We start from the raw sequence: 20112 nt of genomic DNA, 5'->3' as shown, positions 1-20112 counted from the left end.
GACGTAACAGGTTTTGTGTCCCGGCGGCGCGGCTCGACTGACAAAGGCCGACTTTGTCAGGAGTTGAGTGGCAGGCGATCCGTGCTTACAGTGGCGCCACGATGTATCGAGTCGATACATCAGGTCATGACAAACTGGATCGAGGGAGGTGGGTCATGGGAAACCGCAGTGGTGTCCTGGAGCTCGCCGTACTCGGTCTGCTGCACGAAGCGCCGATGCACGGCTACGAGCTCCGCAAGCGCGTCAACGCCCAGTTCGGCTGGGGACGCGTGCTGTCGTTCGGATCGCTCTACCCGTGTCTGAAGGCGATGCTCCGCAACGGACTGATCTCCGCCGACGCCGGGACGCCGGACGGGCGGAGGCAGAAGATCGTCTACACGATCACGGCCGACGGCAAGGACCACTTCGCGCACGCGATGCACGATGCCGGTCCGTCGGCGTGGGAGGACGACACGTTCGGCGTCCGGTTCTCGTTCTTCGGCCGGACCGATCCGGCCACCAGGTTGCGCATCCTGGAGGGACGCCGGACCCGGATGGAGGAACGGCTGGCCAATTTCCGGGCCGCGATGAGCCGGACCGCGGAGCGGGTCGACGCCTACACCCTCGAGCTGCAACGGCACGGCCTGGAGTCCGCCGAGCGCGAGGTCCGCTGGCTGAACGAGCTGATCGACGGCGAGCGGCGCCAGCAGCGGCCCCCCGAAGAGCATTCCCCGCCTGTTTCACCCCCCAATTAAGGAGTTCCAGATGACTTCGATCCGCGTAGCGATCGTCGGTGTCGGCAACTGCGCCAGCTCGCTCGTCCAGGGCGTGCACTACTACCGTGACGCGAAGCCCGAAGAGCGTGTTCCCGGTCTGATGCACGTCCAGTTCGGCGACTACCACGTCCGCGACGTCGAGTTCGTCGCCGCGTTCGACGTGGACGGCAAGAAGGTCGGCCTCGACCTCGCCGACGCGATCGGTGCCAGCGAGAACAACACGATCAAGATCTGCGACGTGCCGCCGAGCGGTGTCACCGTGCAGCGCGGCCACACCCTCGACGGTCTCGGCAAGTACTACCGCGAGACGATCACCGAGTCCGACGCGGCGCCGGTCGACGTCGTTCAGGCTCTTCGCGATGCCAAGGTCGACGTGCTGGTCTGCTACCTGCCGGTCGGTTCCGAGCAGGCTGCCAAGTTCTACGCCCAGTGCGCGATCGACGCGAAGGTTGCCTTCGTCAACGCGCTGCCGGTGTTCATCGCCGGTACCAAGGAGTGGGCCGACAAGTTCACCGAGGCGGGCGTGCCGATCGTCGGCGACGACATCAAGTCGCAGATCGGCGCCACCATCACGCACCGGGTGCTGGCCAAGCTGTTCGAGGACCGCGGCGTCACCGTCGACCGGACCTACCAGCTGAACGTCGGCGGCAACATGGACTTCAAGAACATGCTGGAGCGCGACCGGCTGGAGTCCAAGAAGATCAGCAAGACCCAGTCCGTCACCTCGCAGCTGGTCGACAAGATCGACCCGCGCAACGTGCACATCGGCCCGTCGGACTACGTGGCCTGGCTGGACGACCGCAAGTGGGCCTTCATCCGGCTCGAGGGCCGCAACTTCGGCGACGTCCCGCTGTCGCTGGAGTACAAGCTCGAGGTCTGGGACTCGCCGAACTCGGCCGGCATCATCATCGACGCGATCCGCGCGGTGAAGATCGCCAAGGACCGCGGCATCGGTGGCCCGATCCTGTCCGCGTCCTCGTACTTCATGAAGTCGCCGCCGGAGCAGTACGCCGACGACGTCTGCCGCGACCTGGTCGAGAAGTTCATCAAGGGCGAGGTCGAGCGCTAGTACGCCGGTTACTCCGTTCTTCGAGCGCGGAGTAGCTCTGGCCCCGCGGCACCTCGAGTGTCGCGGGGCCTCTTTCTTTGTGGCTTTGCCGGATTTCTTTTGTGGCTTTGCCGGATACTTTCGGTAGCGTCGTCGTCATGCGGTTGCATGTGGGGTGCGCGATGTGGACGTACGCGCCCTGGCAGGGGCGGTTGATTCCCCATCCACTACCACCGTCCGAGCGCCTTCGCGCCTATGCCAGCTGGTGCAACGCAGTGGAGGGCAACACGACCTTCTACGCGACGCCCGCGGTGACAACAGTTGAGAGCTGGGCGGCGCAGACCGCCGAGGACTTCCGCTTCGTCGTCAAGCTGCCGAAGACCGCTACGCATGAGCAGCGGCTGCGTGGTGTGGACCTGCAGCCGTTCTTCACCGCGATGGAACCGCTCGGGCCTCGCAACCACGCCTTCTGGATTCAGCTGCCGGCCTCCTTCGCACCGGCCGACCTCGGCGTTCTCGCGACCTTCCTCTACCGCCTGCCTCGCGGCTACCGCTACGCGGTCGAGGTCCGCCACCCTTCGTTCTTCGACGACGAGCGCTCTGCTGCCCAACTCGAGCACGTTCTGGATCGAGTCGGCGCCGAGTGGATCCCCTTCGACACCGTCACCTTGTTCCGTACTCCGGCGAGCAGCTACGCGGAACGCGACGCCTGGATGAAGAAGCCCCGCGTACTACGTCGCACGCGAGCCCTCACCGCGACGCCCATCGTGCGCTACATCGGGCGGGACGATCCTCAGCTCACCATGGCCGGTTGGGACTACCTCGTGAAAGCGGTCGTCAACTGGCTGGCCGAAGGCCGATCCCCCACCGTCTTCCTGCACACGCCAGACAACGTCGACGCGCTGACGCTGGCCCGGCGCTTCTACTCCGACGTCACCGCCGTCGTCCCCAACCTCGAGCCACTCCCCGAGCCGCTCCCAGTCGCCCCACCGACCCTCTTCTAACCGTTATCCACAACCGCAAAATCCGCCCCTGAATCAGCGGTCGACCTCCATATGTTCCCCGGCGAGAGCCAACCCCCGGGAGGACAACAATGGACCCCAAACCCTTCGAGACCACTCAACCGTTCGACCCCACCCACCCCGCCCAGCCGACTCAGGCCGCTCGAGCGGCTCTGCCAGCTCAGCCTGCGCAGCCCGCCCACCCCACTCAGCCCGCTGGGTCGACTCGGGCCGAGGAGCGTCGGGCGCGGGCCGACTGGCTGATTACCGAGTTGCGGCGCCGAGCCGCCGACACCGACGACCCCGCGGAGCGACACGACCTGCGCCGCTCCTCCGACTCTCTCGTCCGCCTCGCCACGGCGCTGCGCGGATGACCATCACCGACGAAGTCACCGCCGCGCTACATCTCCTCAACTCACCCCGGTACGTCGGTGCGCCAGCCGGCCCGCCCGACTCACTCCCATCGCTGTTGGCCGCCCACGCCCAGGCAGCTATCGACATCAGCGGCGCAGACCAAACAGCGTGGAACGGTCACGTCATCGAGGCAGGCGAAGGAATCCTCGGCGTCGCTCACTGGGACGGAACGCTTCATCTCGACCGTGAGTGCATCCTCGATCCACTCCGCGACCTGTACGCCGATCCAGGCGTCAAACACTCGGAAGAGGACCTGGTCCGCTGCCGCGAGGCGCTCGTGACAGTGCTCCATGAGCAATCCCACTTCCTCGGTCCGACCGGCGCATCCCAGGAGGCCGCGAGGGTTGCCTTCCGCTTGCCGGGTGCTCGTGCCCTGGAGGAAGGAGTCGCGGAGGCATGGGCACACGACCATCTGAACGACTACGTGAGGCGACTCGGCATCGACAAGGTCGCGCCGGGCATCACCGAGGTACGCAGCACACCGTCGTACCAGGCGTTCGTCCCCGCCGTTCGCGTCCTCGCGACCGATCTGGACAGGCGGTCGGGCCTTCCCCGCGGCACCACCCTCTCGGCACTCAACCGCCAGACCGCCGAGGGCCAATGGCCCTTGATCGTCGATTCCGCCTACCGCTCGAGTCGTCTCCCCGACATCGTCCCGCCCGACCGCGAACCAGCCGTCCGCCTCCGCCTGGAGACCACCCTGCGAGATTCCTTCAATGCGCTAGCCCGCTTCGAAGCCGACCTCCGAGACCTCGCCGCCACCAAGTCCCTCGCCGCCGGTCACCACGCCGTCCAACGCCTCACCGAAGAAATCGCCACCGCCGAAGCGATCTTCGACCCACCCCACCCGCCCTCCATCCCAACCACGACGCCGGAATCCCTCCCCCTCCGCAAGGCCCTCTCCGGCCTCGCCCCACCAACCACCGCCCACCACTCATCCCACTCACCCATCAACCCACACACCGCCGGCTCGGCGCGCCACCTCCACCACCCCGCCGGGAAACCACACCAACACCAACGCTGACCCGGATTACCGACTCCGACGAAGCCGGGGATCGCGTCAGAACCGCCGTCCGGGGCGGACGGACCTATGTGAAGGGACTATTGGCGAGTGAGAGAAGTAGAAGAGGTTCTGACCGGCGGGAATGTCAGCGGTGCCGTCGTGCGGATCGGCTCGACGGTCCGGAAGCCGGCGACGATTGCGACGCCGGGGGTCGAGGCAGTGCTCGAACATCTGGCTTCGGTGGGCTTCGAGGCCGCACCTCGCACACTGGGAAGAGACGACGAGGGACGTCATGTCGTCGAGTACATCCCGGGCGCCCTCGCCGACACCCTTCCGCCCTTCACCACAACGGAACTGCACCGCCTCGGCAGACTGATCCACGACCTGCACGACGCGATGTCCGACTTCCATCCGCCGCCCGGGGTCAGCTGGGACGTGGCAATCCCTGACCCGACCGGCGGTGAGCTCATCTGCCACAACGACCTCGCCCCCTGGAACCTGGTGATCGACGGCGATCGCTGGGTCTTCATCGACTGGGACGGTGCGGGGCCCGGTTCTCGACTGTGGGATCTCGGGTACGTCGCTCACGGGTTCGTGCCCTTCCACCAAGACGGCGAGGTGGCGACGGACGCCGGCAGGCTGCGGGCGCTGGTGGACGGGTACGGTCTGAACGACGAAGAGCGCCTGGCGTTTCCGGCTTTGATCGAGGCCCACACGCGGGGAATGTACGACCTGCTCCGTCGTGGAGCAGAGACCGGCCAGCAGCCCTGGGCCCGCCTTTACGCGGAGGGCCACGGCGATCACTGGGGTCCCACCGCGGACTACATCAAGACCCACCACGACTCCTGGATCACCGCCTTGCAGTAGTCCCCGACCAGCTTTGGCTGCTTGCCGTGCCGTGTTGGCCGACAGCGAGGTCAGCTGACTCGGGGGTTGGGCGAGGGATGGACCCGCACGGTGCCGACGCTCCCATCGATCGTGAGCAGTTGCCCGTCTCGCACATTGCTGTGCAGGGAAGAAATCCCAAGCACTGCAGGAATTCGGCGTTCCCGAGCAACGATCGCAGCATGAGACAGCCGACCGCCTGCCTCAGTCACAACGCCGGCCACCACGCCGAACAACACGGTCCACGCCGGATCCGTGAACGGGCACACCAAAATGTCGCCCTCGGCAACCTTCTCGAAATCCCCAGGCCCCTTCACCACCCGGGCCGGCCCCCTCACGACACCCGGACTCCCCGCAGTCCCCCGCAGTACCAGCTCGCGCTCGCCCGCATCCGCTTCGGACGAACGAAGTACCAGGTCCGCGGTGATCGGTCGGGACTGGAGGAGCCAGATGTGGTCGTTCTCGATGGCGAACTCGATGTCCTGGGGGGCGCCCAGGTGTTCGGCTACCTGTTGGCCGAGCTTCCAGAGCCGCGTCACCTGATCGTCGGTGAGGCAGGCTCGTTCACGATCTTCGTCCGGTACGCCGCGGGTCACCGTTCCGTCCGAGCATCGATCGATCCGGGTCTGCTTGTCACCCAGACGAACCTCGAGTACGCCGTCCGCTCCCACCACGAATTCATCCGGTGTGACCAGTCCCTGAACCACGCTTTCCCCCAAGCCCCACGACGCGTCGATCACCGCTACGTCTCCAGCCCCAGACCTGCCCTTCGTGCTGCCGGTGAAGAGCACGCCGGCAACGTCTGCATCCACATGCCGCTGAATCATCACGGCCAACGCCGGATCGACCCCGGCCGTCCCCGGCGAAACAGCCGCATCCAACGCGCTGATCCCGCCGTCCGCATTCGCGGCGTCGGCTGTGGAAACTGCGGGTGGGTGCGCGGTGCGGCGGTAGCTGGTGGCTCGCGCGGTCCAGAGAGACGACCAGGTGGCGAGGAGTTTTGTGGCTACAGCGTGGGCGCCTTGGACGGCTAGGTGGCTGTCGTGTTGGCCGGCGGCTGAGGCGTGAGGGGTGTCTTCGGTGGTGGCTGAGGAGCGGACGGCTACGGGGAGGTCGCCTAAGGCGTGGAGTGCGTGGGTGAGTTCTGTGAGAAGTCGGGATGGGAGGGGTTGAGACTCGATCAGGCGGCGGAGTTCGGTGGGGCCGCGCTCGGCTAGGGCAGTGGGGAGGTCCAGGTGGGCGACGAACGACCTGTAGGTGTCGATCGGTACTACGAAGGCGGGTGGAACGGGGAAGCCGGCCTTGGCAAGGCGAGCGAGGGTTGCGGCTTTGGACGGGCAATGGTGGGTGGGCAATGGTGGGTGGGTGCGACGGGACCAGCATGCCACGGCTTCAACGGAATGTTGACAACGAACTGTTGAAACGAGATGGTTCGCGGATGAGTGGAACGCAGCGGGACGGTGGGGCGGCGGAGGATCAGCTAGCGGCTCAGCGCGAGCAGGAGGCGAGGGAGTTGTTGCTCGCGGCGGGAGCTGATCGGCTTGAGCGGAGGCCGTGGCGGCCGGAGCCGGTGCCGCCGTCGGCGGTGGACCTGATCCAGTTCTTTCTCTGGCAGTCGGGTTCCGCGGAAGATGCGGAAGACGGCGAGAAGGTGGAGCGGGCTCTGGCGGCCTTGCGGCTGTTGCGGGCGGCGCGGGCTGAGATTGATCAGTTGGAGACCGGGTTGCTGTTCGCTGCGAGGGGGCAGGGACTCACCTGGGCGCAGATGGCGGGCGCGCTGGGGTTGAACTCACCGCAGGCGTGTCAGCAGCGCCTCGATCGGCTGCTCACGCGCGGAGACCGCCCCGCCGGGGAGCAGTCTGGTGTTGGCGAGGTGGCGCGATGAGCAACGGGTCGGGCCGCGGAGTCGGTCGTGTTGGCGAGGTGGCGCGATGAGTAGTCAGTCCGCCGTGGAGTTGTCGGTGTTGGCGGCGTGGCGCGATGAGCAACGGGTCGGGCCGCGGAGTCGGTCGTGTTGGCGAGGTGGCGCGATGAATAGTCAGTCCGCCGTGAAGTTGTCGGTGTTGGCGAGGTGGCGCGATGAGCAACCAGGCGGCCGGGGAGCAGTCTGGTGTTGGCGAGGTGGCGCGATGAGTAGTCGGGCGGCCGTGGAGTTGTTGGTGTTGGTGGGGTGGCGCGATGAGTAGTCGGTCGGCGGTGGAGTTGTTGGTGTTGCATGCCGTTCGGATTAAGGGGGTGGCTGATGAGGCGGCGGTGGCGGAGCGGTTCGGGGTTGGGCGGGAACGGGCGGGTGAGTTGTTGCTGGATTTTCAGGCGTTCGGGTGGATCAGTTGGTCGGAGTTCGCCGGGAGCGGTGGGTGGTCGATGACGGCTGCGGGGAGGGCGGAGAACGAGCGGCAACTGGCGGTCGAGCTGCAAGGTGTCGTGGATGGCGAGGAGACTGTGCGCGCGGCGTACGAGGTGTTTTTGCCGCTGAACGGGCGGTTGCAGCAAGCCTGTACGGATTGGCAGCTCAGGCCGACGCCGGTGGATTCGCTGGCGTTCAACGATCACAGCGATCCGGCCTGGGACAAGGTGGTGATCGGAGAGTTGCAAGCACTCGATCAGCAACTGGAGTCGGTGGTCGGGCGGCTGACCGGAGTACTGGATCGTTTTCAGGGCTACGACCGGAGATTCAGTAGAGCGCTGGGGCGGGCGGTCGCTGGTGAGGTGGCGTGGGTCGACGGGACGGGAGTCGATTCCTGTCACACCGTCTGGTTCGAGTTGCACGAGGATCTGCTCGCCACGCTCGGGCTTCAGCGCGGGGACTAGACCTGCGGTTGGCCACCCCGCCAGAGGATGACCAACCGCAGGAGCTCAGGTGAGGTTGATGGTGAGGGAGTAGGCGCCGCGGCTGCCGTAGCTGGAGTAGCCGTCGTTCAAAGGGTTGCCGTATCCGGTGTTGTCGACCCGCAGGTAGTAGGTGCCGGGCTGGAGGTTGCTGCTGAGCGTCGCGCCCAGGCCGGTTGGCGTACCGGCGTCGCTCTGGCCTGAGGGGGGATCGGCAGAGGCGATGACAGCACCAGAGCTGTCGAGCAGGTCGAGCTTGATGTCCAGGTCGCCGCCGAGCGCTGCCGCGCTGGCCGTAGCCGTGTAGTTGCCTGCGGCACCGATACCGACCTTGTAGACATCGACATCGGACTCGGCGGCGATCACGCCGGTTGCGGTCGCCCCGACGGCGAGAGCGGCAGCAGCCCCAGTGCTGTCACCGACCTCGTCCGCGCGGAGCGCCAGCCCGTGGGTGCCGATGACGCCATAGTCGTCCTCGGTGTTGTTCGCGCCGGAGTACTCGCCCTTGCTCCACTGGCTGATCCCGCGGTAGTACCCGACCCCCATGATCGGCGCCCAGGAGCCGTGGCCCTCGTAGTAGCCGACCGACGCGGTGCCGTCGTGGTTGAGCCCGACGTTGTGGCCGGCCTCGTGGGAAGCGGCTTCGGCGAGGTTCTTCGCGCCGGTGCCGACACCCTTGGTGAAGACGAGCGCCGGCTGGTAGTAGTCGTGGTTACCGGTCGTGTCGTAGACACCGATGTACGCGACCCCACCACAGCCACACCCGGACTGGTACCAACTGGTCGGATCGATCACCACTCGCGTCCCGTACCGCTGGTCGGCAGCATCGGTCCGGTTGATCGCGTCCTGCCCGGGATCCTGCGTCGTCACGTCGACATCGAAGGGGGCGTAGTCCTCCGCGACCCGCGCCCACACTTCATGTACGACGTCCTGCTCGGCGGTACTGAAGCTCGCCGGGTTCCCATCCGTGTCGTACGCCGTGACGTTCACCGGATCGACGCCCTGGGACGAATTCCAGGCGGTCCCGGTGATGGTGTGGCCGTCGAAGTCCAAGTACAGCACGCGATTCGAACCAGGCTTGCTGTGCAACTCGAAGGCCGGCCCGGTCGCGGCGTCGACCGACTCGGACGCCCAGCGCGGCGAAGCCTCCGGTGCTTTCTGGGCGCTGGTCAGACCTGGTTCACGAAAGAACAAGCGACCCTGCGCGTCGAGCCAACTGGTCTTGTCGGACGCGAGCGTGTCGCGCAACTTCTCCTCGGTCAATCCGTTGCGGTGAGCAACATCGGCCAAGCGGTACTGCACCTTGCCGAGCGCCACCCGGCCCGGCGTGGGCTGGCCGAGCACCTGCCCGAGCGGCTGATCGAGCGGCTGATCGAGCAGCTGATCGAGCGGTGTCTGTTGCGCGTCAGCTTGGTTGCCAGCAGCAACTGCTACAGCGGCGAAGACCAGAGCACCGGCGCCAACGAGCGCACCGGTACGGCGAAGTTTCGAACTCATCCGGAATCCTCCTCAAGGATTCCCCCCCAGCGTGTCCATTCCCCCGTGACCAAAGCGGGTTGCTGCTTCCCCCAGGGAAAAGCAGCAACCCGCGCAAAACGTCGTACTGGCTAGCCGGCGGTGACGCGGACCGAGTAGGCGCCGCGGCTGCCGTAGGTGGAGTAGCCGGTGTTCAGCGGGTCGCCGTAGCCGGTGTTGTCGACGCGCAGGTAGTAGCGACCCGCGGCTACCTGCTGGCGGATGCTCGCGCTCAGGCCGGTCGGCGTACCGGCGTTGGACTGGCCCGACGCCGGGTCGGCGGTGGCGACCACTGTGCCGGCCGAGTTCAGCAACTGGAGCTTGATGTCCAGGTCGCCGCCGACGGCCGCCGAGTTCGCGACGAAGGTGAACGTGCCGGCCGACAGGTCGATCCGGAAGGTGTCGACGTCGGAGTCGCTGGCGTAGATCCCGTTGACGGTGGCGCCGAGGCTCAGGGCGGTAGCATCGGTGGTGCCGATTCCGTGATCGTCGGCCCGCAGCGCCAGGCCGTTCTGGCCGATCACCGCGAAATCGTCTTCCTTGTTGTTGGCGCCGGCGTACTCGCCTTTGCTCCACTGGCTGATCGCCTTGGAGTAGCCGACCCCCATGATCGGCGCCCACGCGTTGTGACCCGCGTAGTAGCCGACCGACGCAGTACCGTCGTGGCTCAGGCCGACGTTGTGGCCGGCTTCGTGGGAGGCGGCCTCCGCGATGTTCTTCGCGCCGGTGCCGACACCCTTCGTGAAGACCAGCGCCGGCTGGTAGTACGCGTGCTGACTGGTGGAGTCGTAGACGCCGACGTACGCGACACCGCCACAACCGCACCCGGACTGGTACCAGCTGGTCGGATCGATGACGACGCGCGTCCCGTACTGCTGATCGGACGAACCCGCGCGATCGATCGCGGACTCGGCCGGCGCCTGCGTGGTCACATCGACATCGAACGGCGCGTAGTCCTCGGATACCCGGGCCCACACCTCCCGTACGACGTTCTGCTCGGCGGTGCTCCAGTTGCTCGGGTTGCCGTCGGTGTCGTACGGCGTGATGTTCACAGTGGCCGGTTTGCCGTTGGTGTTCCAGGCGGTGTTGGTGATCGTGTGACCGTCGAAGTCCAGGTAGATCACCCGGTTCGAACCGGCCTTGCTGTGCAACTCGAACGCCGGCCCGGTTGCGGCGGCCGCGAGCGTCCGCTTCGAGACCTTCGCCGCGGAACCGGCGGACTTCTCCTTGGCGGTGGCGACCGGCTCCTTGAAGAACAGTTTGCCGTCCTTGTCGAGCCAGCTGGTCCGGTCGCCGGCCAGGATCCGCTGCAGCTGAACCTCGGCCAGACCGTTGCGTTCGGCGAGCTCGGCGAGTCGCGGCTGCAGCTTGCCGAGCGCGGCCTTGCCTTGGAGCGGCCGGCCGGCGAGTTGCTGGCCGAGCACCTGGTCCAGCGAGATCGGGGCCGGCCCCTGCTGGGCGTCTGCCTGGTTGCCGGCGACGATCGCCAGCGCACCGAACACCATGGCACCGGCGCCTGCCAGCACACCGGTTCGGCGGAACCTGCTTCGCATCAGGGGTCCTCCTCAGGGACTCCTAGCGCGCCGTGGCGGGGGCGGCACGGCGGGCTAGCCTCACTTGTCGTGCGCTCGCGCGCACTTTCCGTAGCCTGCCCGACCGTTGCGGCGGTGTATACAGTTTCATCTCAATTTAACGCTTGCTTGCCCGGCAAACCCTTTCCAGTTCCGGAACCACAGATCGTCGCGAGCTCTTGACGGACCGCGTTCACAGTCTGACAGTTAGGAAAGTTTCCTAACTATATGGAGAGGTGAACGATGCGTAAGTTCCGCCCCCTCGCACTCGTCCTCGCAGTTGTCGGCAGCCTGTTGCTGGTGCCGGCCCTCACGAACCCGGCGTCGGCCGCGACCACGACGTACCAGGCAGAGAACGCCGCCCGCAGCCAAGGTGTGGTCGAATCGAACCACGCCGGCTACACCGGCACCGGGTTCGTCAACTACGACAACGTGACCGGCTCGTCGGTCACGTTCACGGTGAACGTCGGAACCGCCGGCAGCGCCGCACTGGCCTTCCGGTACTCCAACGGCACGACCGTGAGCCGCCCGATGACGATCGCCGTCGACGGCAGCACGGTCGCGACACCCCAGTTCGGCAGCACCAGCGTGTGGACCACCTGGAACACGACCACGGTAAACACGAACCTGTCGGCCGGTTCGCACACGATCAAGGCCACCGCGACGACCGCCAACGGCGGCCCGAACCTCGACTCGCTGACCGTCACGGACTCCGGCGGCGGCAGCGGTGGCGCCCCGACCGCGGCCGAACTGCTCGCCAAGGTGAGCACCTGCAGCCAGATCTCCAACGGCACCTACAAGACCGACGAGGAACTCGGCCGGACCATCCCGGTCTGCGGCAAGAACGGCGCGGTCTTCTGGAAGGCCGACATGGACATCGACTGCGACGGCATCCGTACCTCGCAGTGCAACGAGAACACCGACTGCTGCTTCCTGCCCGACACCGCCTTCCACACGTCGAGCGACCAGCCGCTGAACGCGGCCCAGCTCCCGTACGTCGTGGTGCCGAGCCCCAGCAGCACCTGGGACTACCGCAACTTCCAGATCGACGGCGGCGGTGTGGTCGCGGTGATCTACAACAACCAGGTCACCTACGCGGTCGTCGGTGACACCGGACCCGAGGACATCATCGGCGAGGCGTCGTACGCCGCGGCGAACCAGCTCGGCATCAACCCCGAACCGAGCAACGGCGGCACCGACTCGGGCGTCACCTACATCGTCTTCAAGAACTCGACCATCAACCCGATCGAGGACCACAACCTGGCCGTCTCCCGCGGCCAGGAACTCGCCCGGACCTTCATCAACAACAACTAGCCCGTACTACGTAAGCGGTGGTGGCGGTTCGGCGCGCAGCCGACCGTTACCACCGCTGGGTCAGAAAACCAGCACTTGCCTGATCGCGGCACCCGACGCGAGGGTGTCGAAGGCCTCGTTGAGATCGTCGAGACCGACTGTGGCCGACAGCAACCGGTCGACCGGGAGACGTCCCGCGCGGTACAGGGCGATGTAGCGCGGGATGTCCCGGCTGGGGACGGCCGAGCCGAGATAGGAGCCCTTGAGCGTTCGTTCCTCGGCGACCAGGCTGACGGCGGGAATGGTCAACGTCTGCGACGGATGCGGCAGGCCGACCGTCACGGTGGTGCCGCCGCGACGCGTGGCCCCGTACGCCTGAGCCAGTACTGCGGCGTTGCCGACGGTCTCGAAGGCGTAGTGCGCGCCGCCGGCCGTTGCCGCCCGCACCGCCTCGACAACATCGTTGCTTCGGGCATCGATCGCGTGCGTCGCGCCGAGGTCCAGGGCGAGCTGGAGTTTCTCCGGTACGACATCGACCGCGACGAGCGGGTGCGCTCCGACGAGGGCGGCGCCTAGTAGAGCAGACAAGCCGACACCGCCCAGTCCGAAGACGACTGCACTCTGCCCGGCCTGGACGCGAGCGGTGTTGACCACTGCACCGACACCGGTCATCACTGCACAGCCGAAGAGCGCTGCGATCTCTGGTGGTAGCTCAGGATCGATCTTCACAGCTGAGCGCGCCGAGACCACCGCGTGGTCCGCGAAGCCGGAGACACCTAGATGATGGTTGATTTCAGTGAGGCGGCGTGCGCCCGACAGCAAGGTGCCGGCGGTGTTGGCTGCTGCGCCTGGTTCGCACAGGGCCGCGCGGCCTTCCGCGCACGGTCCGCAGGTGCCGCAGGCGGGGACGAAGGCGAAGCCGACCGTGTCGCCCGGTGCGAATCCGGCCGCCTCGGACCGGATCACCTCGCCGGTCGCCTCGTGGCCGAGCAGCATCGGCATCACCCGCGGCCGGGAGCCGTCGATCACAGAGAGATCCGAGTGGCACAGACCGGCCGCACGGATCCGGACCAATAACTCACCTGGGCCAGGTGGAGCGAGGTCGACCTCTTCGATGTGGAGCGGACGCGATACGGCGTACGGACTGGGCAGGCCCATCTCGCGGAGGACGGCGCCGCGGACGATCATCCGGTGATTCCTTCCAGGGCGGTCCGGATCGAGTCCGGGATCGGGACGGGACGGCGGTCGGTGCGGTCGACGAAGACGTGGACGAACCGGCCGATCGCCGCCGGGTCCTCCGCGCCTGAGCGGAACAGACCGATCTCGTAGTGCACGCTGGAGTTGCCGAGCTTCGACACGCGGAGTCCGGCGTCGACGGAGTCGGGGAACGCGAGCGACTGCTTGAACGTGCACTGCGACTCCACGCACAGCCCGATCACGTCGCCGCGGTGGATGTCGAGCTCCCCGACGCGGATCAGGAAGTCGTTGATCACAGTGTCGAAGAAGCTGTAGTACTCGACGTTGTTCACATGCCCGTAGACGTCGTTGTCCTTCCACCGCGTACCGATCGCGAGGAAGTGCGGAAAGGCGCTCCGGTCCATCGGCCCACCATAGGGTGAACGCGTGACCTACGTCCTGATCCCCGGCGCCGGCTGCACTCCGTGGCATTGGCACGCGCTGACCGCAGAGCTCGAGGCGCGCGGACAGGAGGTGATCGCTGTCGACCTCCCCTGCGACGACGAGTCCGCTGGACTTGCTGCGTACCGCGAGGCGGTGGTGACCGCGGTCGGTCCGCGTACGGACCTCGTCCTGGTGGCGCACTCGCTCGGCGGCTTCACCGCGCCCGCTGTGTGCGAACGGCTGCCGGTGGAGCTGATCGTCTTCGTTGCGGGCATGATCCCGCTGCCGGGTGAGGCGGTGAGCGACTACTGGGGGCACACCGACTACAAGTGGGACGGCGACCCGGAGTCCGACTACTTCTTCCAGGATCTTCCGGCCGAGCTCGCTGTCGAGGCCAGGCGGCAGTTGCGACCTCAGGCCGGACGGCCGATGGACGATCCTGCCCTGTTCGAGCGGTGGCCTGAGGTGCGGACGCGGGCGGTGATCGCGACCGAGGATCTGTTGTTCCCGGCCGACTATCTTCGCGCGCTGGCTGTCGACCGGCTCGGGTTCGCGCCGGACGAGCTGCCTGGTGGGCATTTTCCGATGCTCGGCCATGCCGGTGAGCTGGCCGAGTTGCTGGAGGCGTATCGCCGCGAAGTACAGGGCCCTGGTCGCGAAAAGTAGCGAAATGTCGAGGGCCGGGCGAGGGCGGCGACGTTGCCGGCATGGATGACTTCGGAGTCACAGGGGCGACGGTTGAGGTTCAGGTGCTGGTCAGGGCGCGGATCGAGGAGGTCTGGGGCTGGATCACGGATGTGGCGGGATATGGCGAGTGGAGTCCTGAGTGCGTGTACGGCGCCTGGGTCGATGGTGCTGACGGGCCGGCGGTGGGGGCTTGGTTCGAGGCTCGGAACGAGTTCGCCGATGGGTTCAAGACCGAGGTGCGGTGCCGGGTGACGGTGGCGGAGGAACCGGTGCGGTTCGGGTGGGACGTGTTCGGTGGCGAGGACGAGCCGTTCGCGCACTGGGAGTACGAGCTTGCGGCGCAGGGTGACCAGACGCTGATCCGCCAGTCGTTCACGCACGGGCCGGGCGACAGCGGGATGCGGAAAGGCGTGCTCGCCGATCCCGCTCGGGCGGAAGCGGCGAAGCAACGCCGGCTGGATGAGCTGGGCCGGAACATGCTGCTGACCATAGCGGCGATGGTGAAGGCCCGGGCTTAACTTACGGTTGCGTAACTTACGGTGCCGTAAGGTGGGGGGATGGATGCCAAGTTGGTGACAAATCTGCTGCACGAGCTCGAGCCGGTGGTCGAGGAGAATCTCGAGCGGCACCTGAAGATCACCAAGAACTGGAATCCGCACGACTACGTGCCGTGGAGCGAGGGCCGCGACTTCGCGTTCCTCGGCGGTGAGGACTGGGCGCCGGAGCAGTCCCGGCTGGATCCGGTCGCCAAGGTCGCGATGATCACCAACCTGCTGACCGAGGACAACCTGCCGTCGTACCACCGTGAGATCGCGACCCAGTTCGGGCTCGACGGCGCGTGGGGGACGTGGGTCGGCCGCTGGACCGCCGAAGAGGGCCGGCACGGGATCGCGCTGCGCGACTACCTCGTCGTCACTCGCGGCGTCGACCCGGTCGAGCTCGAAGTAGCCCGGATGGCGCACATGACCGCCGGGCACCAGGTCGACAAGAACATGCTCGAGGCGATCGCGTACGTCAGCTTCCAGGAGCTGGCCACCCGCGTCTCGCACCGCAACACCGGCAAGGCGACCGGCTGCAAGATCGCGGACCAGTTGCTGCTCCGGATCGCGACCGACGAGAACCTGCACATGATCTTCTACCGGAACCTGGTCGCGGCCGCGTTCGAGGCCGCGCCGAACGAGACGATGCGCGCCGTCACCAATGAGGTCCGCGACTTCTCGATGCCGGGCGCCACGATGGAGGGGTTCGCCCGGAACTCGGTGACGATCGCCAAGGCCGGCATCTACGACCTGCGGCTGCACCACGACGAGGTCGTCGCCCCGATCCTGCGGAACTGGCGGGTCTTCGAGCGCGAGGACCTGTCCGGCGACGGCGCGAAGGCCCGCGACGAACTGGCCGAGTTCATGGCCGCCCTCGACGCCCAGGCCACCCGCTTCGTCGAGCAACGCACCCGCCTCCTCGACCGCCAGGCAGCCCGCGCCCAAGCCTGAAAACCTACGGGCAGACAGGACCTCGTACTACGCCGTAGCGGCGGGCTGAGGCGTTCTGTTGAGCCAGGCGGCGGAGGGCCAGGAGGACCGGGCCGCCTAGAGCGGTGATGATGACCGTGGCTTCGACGGCTTGGGCGCGGTCGCCTGCCGGGAGGTGGGCGACGTCGGCGTCACCTACCTGTTCGGCTGCCATCAGGTAGCTGTCGAGCAGGGTCGAGTCGAGTGGGTGTCCGACGCGGTCGAGGGCATCGAGGGCGTTGGCCAGCAGTGCGCGGTCAGGCGACCGTTCGTGCACCTTCCAGCCATGATCGGCCAGTAGTTCGTCGACCCTTTCGAGGGACCCGGTGGACGCCTCGATGGACTCCGGCAGCAGGGCGCCGTGGGCAGCGCCCAGTACGGCGTGCATCTGCTGGGACTCCTCGTCGACCGCGGCTAGTACACCGCGGACTCGGGCGAGGCTGAGGCCGCCTGCCTCGACCAGCGCCCGGATCAGGCGAAGGCGGCGGACGTGCGACTCGTCGTACCGGGCTCTGGTTGCGCCGACCGACTCGCCCGCGGGCAGCAGGCCTTCGCGCAGGTAGTACTTGATCGTCGCCACCGGTACGTCGGTCTGCCGGGACAGTTCAGCGATCCACATGCTCACTCCCTCTTGACTTTTGGAGAGTATCACTTTCCAATATTGGAGAGTCAAACTATCTAAGGGGATCGATCATGGATGTTGTCGAGGGGCGGCAGACGGCGGCGCACGAGGGCGAGATCGTGGTGTTCCTGATCGGAATGCGGGTGAACAAGCTGCGCGCATGGCGGCAGTGGCTGCCGGTCGCGAAGGGGATGGGCCCGATGCTGCGCGAACTGTCTGAGGACCCGGACAGCGGGCTGCTCGGATTCCGCAGCTTCTTCGGGCTGCGGAACACGACGATGCTGCAGTACTGGGAGTCGACCGAGAAGCTGCAGGCCTTCGCGAACGACCCGGACCGCACGCATCGCCCAGCCTGGACCGAGTTCTACAAGCTCGCCTACAAGGGCAACAACGTGGGGATCTGGCACGAGACGTACGTCGTACCGGCCGGGAACTTCGAGACCATCTACGGGAACATGCCGTTGCTCGGCCTCGGCAAGGCATCCGGCGTCGTCCCGGCGAACAAGCGCGGCCGCACCGCCGCCGAGCGACTGGCCAAGAAGCCGGTCTCCTGAGCGGCCCCGCGGTGGGGGTGAAGTCGATGCCGGTCACGCGGCGGGCGGCATCCGGCCAGCCTCTCCCCGGCGACTCCCTCCCGCGCCCCTCCCCGACCCACTTTCCGCTGCCCCGCTTGGGTCCCAGAGTCCGGCGCCGGGCGGAGGCGGCGGGGGCGGTTACAGTGCAGCCGTGCAGTTCATCCGGGATCTCGGCAGGCTGTTGCGGCGTGGGGATTTCCGGCGACTGTTCGCGGTCCGGCTGACGTCGCAGTTCGGCGACGGCGTGTTCCAGGTCGCGCTGGCGGCGTACGTGCTGTTCTCGCCGGAGCGGGCGCCGGACGCGGCCGCGATCGCCGGGCTGTTCGCGGTCGCCCTGCTGCCGTTCTCGATCCTCGGTCCCTTCACCGGCGTACTGCTCGATCGCTGGTCGCGCCGGCAGATCCTGTTCGGCGCGAACCTGACCCGGGCCGGCCTGGTCCTCGTCGTCGGCCTGATTGTTGCCCTAGGCAACGCCGGAGTGCCGTTCTATCTCGCCGTACTGCTCACCCTCGGCGTCAACCGCTTCCTGCTCTCCGGCCTGTCCGCCGGTCTCCCCCACGTCGTCGACCCCGACGAACTGGTGATGGCGAACGCGGTCACGCCGACGTCCGGCACCGCGTCGTTCCTGATCGGAGGCGGCGTCGGAGCCGGCGTCAAACTCGTCTCCGACTCGGACCTCGCAGTTCTCGGTACGACGGCCGCCGTCTACCTCGTCGCTGCCCTCCTCGCGTTGCGGCTCGGCCGACGGCAACTCGGCCCGGACCTGACCGGCGACGAGCCGGGCGTCGTCGAGGCGATCCGAGGCATCGTGGCCGGCCTGATCGACGGCGGCCGGCACCTGAAACAGCGACGGCAAGCCGCCCTAGGACTGGCCGCGATCGGGTCGCTCAGGTTCTTCTTCGGTCTTGTCACGGTCGCGATGATCCTGCTGTACCGCAACAAGTTCTATGGTCCTGACCAACTGGACAAGGCTTTCGGCGCACTCGCGCTGGCGACCGGCGCGATCGGCGCGGGCCTGTTCATCGCCGCTCTCGTCACTCCTTGGGCGACTCGCGTACTCACGCTCAGACGCTGGATCACCGTGCTTTTCGTGGCGGCCGCTGTGGTGACGGCGTTTCCCGGCGGCCTCTACACGCAGCCGGCGATCCTGGTCTCCGGCTTCTTCACCGGCTTCTGCGCCCAGGGCATCAAGATCAGCGTCGACACCCTCGTCCAGACAGGTGTCGACGACGTCTACCGCGGGCGGGTCTTCTCGCTCTACGACATGATCTTCAACGTCGGGCAGGTCTCGGCGGCCGCGCTCGGTGCCGTGATCCTGCCCGACGACGGAAAGTCCTACCCGGTGCTCACCTTCGTAGTACTCGGCTTCGCACTCAGCGCACTGACCTACTCGAGGCTCTCCGCGCGGCAGCCGCTAAGCACCGCGTAGGGCTGTGATCGGCTGGATCGCCGAGGCTTTCCAGGCGGGGTACGTACCGGCGACGAGGCCGATGAACGCGCCCAGGAACGGCGAACCGAACGACAGCGAGGTGGACAGGATCGGCGTCCAGTCCCGGCCCCAGGAGACGCCGACGGTCAGCAATACGCCGACCGCAGTACCGAGCAATCCGCCGAGGAAGCCGACCACCACGCTCTCCACCAGGAACTGCGCGGCCACGTGTCGTCGCGCGGCGCCGAGTGCTCGTCGCAGGCCGATCTCGGAGACACGTTCCAGCACCGACAGCAGCGTCACGTTCGCGATGCCCAGACCGCCGACGAGGAGTGCGACTGCTCCGAGCAGCAGGAAGAGTGCGTTGAGGTCGCTCTGCACGCCCTTCCGTACGCCGCCCTGTGCCGGCGGCGCGTCGACCTTCAGCGTGCTCGGGTTGTTCGGGTCGATCGCGACCGGTGCCTGCCTCGCGATCAACTGCGCCGCGCCGACCTGGGTCCGGATCTCCAGGGAGTCCGGGGCGTCGAGGTCGTACGCCGCTTTGGCGGTCCCGTTCGGCATGATCACCGAGTCGAGGAGTTCGGCGCGGCCGCTGACCGAGTCGAGGATGCCGATCACGGTGTAGGGCTGGTCGCCGATGAAGACGGCCGGTTGCGAATCGACCCGGTTGATGCCGAGGCGGTCGGCCGCATTCTTGCCGAGGACAACAACTCGATCGGCGCGCGAGTCGTGGCCGGCGTCGAAGTACCGGCCGGTGCGCAGGCTTGCCCGGACGGCGTCGAACAGGCCGGGTGATCCCGCCAGCACGGTCAGCGCGTGACCGTTCTTCTGGGTGTCGAGGCCGGCGACGCTGCGGACGAGGTCGTCGCCGACGTCGAGGGTGCTCACCGTGCCGGCTGCGTCGACTCCGTTGAGCCGTCGGATTCGGTCGGGTGCGTCCCAGGGCAGTTGGGTGGCCGCCTCGCCTTCCTGACCGCCCTTGTCGTCGGGCGAGACCACGACGCGGGTCGCGGCGGCGAGGTCGAACCGCTGGGTGATCTGCCCGTTCGCCGTCTGCCCGAGCCCGACCGTCGCAACCAGCGCGGCAACACCGAGCACGGTCCCGAGCGTGGTGAGAATCAACCGCGTAGGCCGCGCAGCCACCCCCGCCAACGCTTCATCCAGCAAGTCCCGCACCGCGGGCCCACTCCTGACCCGCTTTCGACCCTGTTCGCGGCTGCGCCCGCCGGCCGGCGAGCCGGCGGCTCGCCGAATCATCCCGGCGAACGCCAGCCGCAACCGCCTGACACGGGCGGGCGGCGGAGCCTCCGCCTCCCCGGAAGGCGAGACGATCCAGCCGGGGAGCGACGCACCTCCG

At 67.3% G+C, this 20112-nt stretch carries 21 protein-coding genes; 14 read left to right on the top strand and 7 right to left on the bottom strand.

Annotated elements, in window-relative coordinates; all coding sequences use genetic code 11:
- Nucleotides 1–155 precede the first annotated feature (155 nt).
- The 6 genes from DIZ26_RS23800 (at nucleotide 156) to DIZ26_RS23775 (ending at nucleotide 5088) form a co-directional block, all read left to right on the top strand.
- Nucleotides 156–734 (top strand): PadR family transcriptional regulator, encoded by a 579-nt coding sequence (locus DIZ26_RS23800; RefSeq protein WP_112245127.1) that lies wholly within the window; start codon nucleotides 156–158, stop codon nucleotides 732–734.
- Between the two features lie 10 nt (nucleotides 735–744).
- Nucleotides 745–1824 (top strand): inositol-3-phosphate synthase, encoded by a 1080-nt coding sequence (locus DIZ26_RS23795; protein WP_112245125.1) that lies wholly within the window; start codon nucleotides 745–747, stop codon nucleotides 1822–1824.
- Nucleotides 1825–1961: 137 nt separating this feature from the next.
- Complete coding sequence (locus tag DIZ26_RS23790) at nucleotides 1962–2807, top strand: DUF72 domain-containing protein (RefSeq protein WP_112245123.1); 846 nt, start codon at nucleotides 1962–1964, stop codon at nucleotides 2805–2807.
- An 89-nt stretch (nucleotides 2808–2896) separates the two neighbouring features.
- Entirely contained in the window at nucleotides 2897–3178 is a 282-nt protein-coding gene (locus tag DIZ26_RS23785; protein ID WP_112245121.1) for a hypothetical protein, read from the top strand.
- Nucleotides 3175–4242, top strand: coding sequence for a hypothetical protein (locus DIZ26_RS23780; protein WP_232828549.1), 1068 nt, complete (start codon nucleotides 3175–3177; stop codon nucleotides 4240–4242). The genes DIZ26_RS23785 and DIZ26_RS23780 overlap by 4 nt, the downstream gene beginning before the upstream one ends.
- An 87-nt stretch (nucleotides 4243–4329) precedes the next feature.
- On the top strand, nucleotides 4330–5088 hold the full coding sequence (locus DIZ26_RS23775; RefSeq protein ID WP_198676247.1) for a phosphotransferase enzyme family protein: 759 nt from the start codon (nucleotides 4330–4332) through the stop codon (nucleotides 5086–5088).
- Nucleotides 5089–5138: 50 nt separating this feature from the next.
- Here DIZ26_RS23775 and DIZ26_RS23770 read toward each other — a convergent pair whose 3' ends face one another.
- Nucleotides 5139–6461, bottom strand: a complete 1323-nt coding sequence (locus DIZ26_RS23770; RefSeq protein WP_112245119.1) for a PEP/pyruvate-binding domain-containing protein — start codon at nucleotides 6459–6461, stop codon at nucleotides 5139–5141.
- An 83-nt stretch (nucleotides 6462–6544) separates the two neighbouring features.
- Here DIZ26_RS23770 and DIZ26_RS38635 point away from each other — a divergent pair, with 83 nt between their 5' ends.
- A complete protein-coding gene (locus DIZ26_RS38635) occupies nucleotides 6545–6991 on the top strand; it encodes a hypothetical protein (protein ID WP_112245116.1) in 447 nt (148 codons plus the stop codon).
- 350 nt (nucleotides 6992–7341) lie between these two features.
- Nucleotides 7342–7917: a transcriptional regulator gene (locus DIZ26_RS23760; RefSeq protein WP_232828548.1), complete on the top strand. Its 576-nt coding sequence runs from the start codon at nucleotides 7342–7344 to the stop codon at nucleotides 7915–7917.
- 45 nt (nucleotides 7918–7962) lie between these two features.
- Here DIZ26_RS23760 and DIZ26_RS23755 read toward each other — a convergent pair whose 3' ends face one another.
- The gene (locus DIZ26_RS23755; protein ID WP_112245112.1) at nucleotides 7963–9432 is read right to left on the bottom strand and encodes a pre-peptidase C-terminal domain-containing protein; all 1470 of its coding nucleotides are present in this window, start codon (nucleotides 9430–9432) and stop codon (nucleotides 7963–7965) included.
- Between the two features lie 110 nt (nucleotides 9433–9542).
- Entirely contained in the window at nucleotides 9543–11003 is a 1461-nt protein-coding gene (locus DIZ26_RS23750; RefSeq protein ID WP_112245110.1) for a pre-peptidase C-terminal domain-containing protein, read from the bottom strand.
- Nucleotides 11004–11264: 261 nt separating this feature from the next.
- On the opposite strand from DIZ26_RS23750, the gene DIZ26_RS38385 reads away from it, so the two are divergent.
- Nucleotides 11265–12335, top strand: coding sequence for a glycoside hydrolase family 75 protein (locus DIZ26_RS38385; protein ID WP_112245108.1), 1071 nt, complete (start codon nucleotides 11265–11267; stop codon nucleotides 12333–12335).
- Nucleotides 12336–12395: 60 nt separating this feature from the next.
- Here DIZ26_RS38385 and DIZ26_RS23740 read toward each other — a convergent pair whose 3' ends face one another.
- A complete protein-coding gene (locus tag DIZ26_RS23740; RefSeq protein ID WP_112245106.1) occupies nucleotides 12396–13502 on the bottom strand; it encodes a zinc-dependent alcohol dehydrogenase family protein in 1107 nt (368 codons plus the stop codon).
- On the bottom strand, nucleotides 13499–13915 hold the full coding sequence (locus tag DIZ26_RS23735) for an acyl-CoA thioesterase (protein ID WP_112245104.1): 417 nt from the start codon (nucleotides 13913–13915) through the stop codon (nucleotides 13499–13501). The genes DIZ26_RS23740 and DIZ26_RS23735 overlap by 4 nt, the downstream gene beginning before the upstream one ends.
- Before the next feature lie 22 nt (nucleotides 13916–13937).
- Here DIZ26_RS23735 and DIZ26_RS23730 point away from each other — a divergent pair, with 22 nt between their 5' ends.
- The 3 genes from DIZ26_RS23730 to DIZ26_RS23720 are packed head-to-tail and all read left to right on the top strand — an operon-like array spanning nucleotide 13938 to nucleotide 16111.
- Nucleotides 13938–14600, top strand: a complete 663-nt coding sequence (locus tag DIZ26_RS23730; RefSeq protein WP_112245102.1) for an alpha/beta hydrolase — start codon at nucleotides 13938–13940, stop codon at nucleotides 14598–14600.
- Nucleotides 14601–14641: 41 nt separating this feature from the next.
- Nucleotides 14642–15139, top strand: coding sequence for an SRPBCC family protein (locus DIZ26_RS23725; protein ID WP_112245099.1), 498 nt, complete (start codon nucleotides 14642–14644; stop codon nucleotides 15137–15139).
- A gap of 39 nt (nucleotides 15140–15178) precedes the next feature.
- Nucleotides 15179–16111 (top strand): acyl-ACP desaturase, encoded by a 933-nt coding sequence (locus tag DIZ26_RS23720; RefSeq protein ID WP_112245097.1) that lies wholly within the window; start codon nucleotides 15179–15181, stop codon nucleotides 16109–16111.
- 4 nt (nucleotides 16112–16115) lie between these two features.
- Here DIZ26_RS23720 and DIZ26_RS23715 read toward each other — a convergent pair whose 3' ends face one another.
- Complete coding sequence (locus DIZ26_RS23715) at nucleotides 16116–16748, bottom strand: MerR family transcriptional regulator (RefSeq protein WP_112245095.1); 633 nt, start codon at nucleotides 16746–16748, stop codon at nucleotides 16116–16118.
- A gap of 74 nt (nucleotides 16749–16822) precedes the next feature.
- On the opposite strand from DIZ26_RS23715, the gene DIZ26_RS23710 reads away from it, so the two are divergent.
- Both DIZ26_RS23710 and DIZ26_RS23705 read left to right on the top strand, forming a co-directional pair.
- Entirely contained in the window at nucleotides 16823–17305 is a 483-nt protein-coding gene (locus DIZ26_RS23710) for a DUF4188 domain-containing protein (protein ID WP_112245093.1), read from the top strand.
- Between the two features lie 172 nt (nucleotides 17306–17477).
- Complete coding sequence (locus DIZ26_RS23705; protein ID WP_198676246.1) at nucleotides 17478–18755, top strand: MFS transporter; 1278 nt, start codon at nucleotides 17478–17480, stop codon at nucleotides 18753–18755.
- Here DIZ26_RS23705 and DIZ26_RS23700 read toward each other — a convergent pair.
- The gene (locus tag DIZ26_RS23700) at nucleotides 18741–19931 is read right to left on the bottom strand and encodes an ABC transporter permease (RefSeq protein WP_232828547.1); all 1191 of its coding nucleotides are present in this window, start codon (nucleotides 19929–19931) and stop codon (nucleotides 18741–18743) included. The genes DIZ26_RS23705 and DIZ26_RS23700 overlap by 15 nt on opposite strands.
- Between the last annotated feature and the right edge of the window lie 181 nt (nucleotides 19932–20112).

The sequence above is a fragment of the Kribbella monticola genome (assembly GCF_003261635.1).
GTDB lineage: Bacteria > Actinomycetota > Actinomycetes > Propionibacteriales > Kribbellaceae > Kribbella > Kribbella monticola.
Note: the sequence above shows the minus strand (reverse complement) of the source record. Positions and strands in the feature narration are given on the sequence as shown.

What these genes read in the sequence shown, in the direction of transcription:
- DIZ26_RS23800 (WP_112245127.1), top strand. Translation starts at nt 156, where the DNA reads ATGGGAAACCGCAGTGGTGTCCTGGAGCTCGCCGTACTCGGTCTGCTG.
- DIZ26_RS23795 (WP_112245125.1), top strand. Translation starts at nt 745, where the DNA reads ATGACTTCGATCCGCGTAGCGATCGTCGGTGTCGGCAACTGCGCCAGC.
- DIZ26_RS23790 (WP_112245123.1), top strand. Translation starts at nt 1,962, where the DNA reads ATGCGGTTGCATGTGGGGTGCGCGATGTGGACGTACGCGCCCTGGCAG.
- DIZ26_RS23785 (WP_112245121.1), top strand. Translation starts at nt 2,897, where the DNA reads ATGGACCCCAAACCCTTCGAGACCACTCAACCGTTCGACCCCACCCAC.
- DIZ26_RS23780 (WP_232828549.1), top strand. Translation starts at nt 3,175, where the DNA reads ATGACCATCACCGACGAAGTCACCGCCGCGCTACATCTCCTCAACTCA.
- DIZ26_RS38635 (WP_112245116.1), top strand. Translation starts at nt 6,545, where the DNA reads ATGAGTGGAACGCAGCGGGACGGTGGGGCGGCGGAGGATCAGCTAGCG.
- DIZ26_RS23755 (WP_112245112.1), bottom strand. Translation starts at nt 9,432, where the DNA reads ATGAGTTCGAAACTTCGCCGTACCGGTGCGCTCGTTGGCGCCGGTGCT.
- DIZ26_RS23750 (WP_112245110.1), bottom strand. Translation starts at nt 11,003, where the DNA reads ATGCGAAGCAGGTTCCGCCGAACCGGTGTGCTGGCAGGCGCCGGTGCC.
- DIZ26_RS38385 (WP_112245108.1), top strand. Translation starts at nt 11,265, where the DNA reads ATGCGTAAGTTCCGCCCCCTCGCACTCGTCCTCGCAGTTGTCGGCAGC.
- DIZ26_RS23740 (WP_112245106.1), bottom strand. Translation starts at nt 13,502, where the DNA reads ATGATCGTCCGCGGCGCCGTCCTCCGCGAGATGGGCCTGCCCAGTCCG.
- DIZ26_RS23735 (WP_112245104.1), bottom strand. Translation starts at nt 13,915, where the DNA reads ATGGACCGGAGCGCCTTTCCGCACTTCCTCGCGATCGGTACGCGGTGG.
- DIZ26_RS23725 (WP_112245099.1), top strand. Translation starts at nt 14,642, where the DNA reads ATGGATGACTTCGGAGTCACAGGGGCGACGGTTGAGGTTCAGGTGCTG.
- DIZ26_RS23720 (WP_112245097.1), top strand. Translation starts at nt 15,179, where the DNA reads ATGGATGCCAAGTTGGTGACAAATCTGCTGCACGAGCTCGAGCCGGTG.
- DIZ26_RS23715 (WP_112245095.1), bottom strand. Translation starts at nt 16,748, where the DNA reads ATGTGGATCGCTGAACTGTCCCGGCAGACCGACGTACCGGTGGCGACG.
- DIZ26_RS23710 (WP_112245093.1), top strand. Translation starts at nt 16,823, where the DNA reads ATGGATGTTGTCGAGGGGCGGCAGACGGCGGCGCACGAGGGCGAGATC.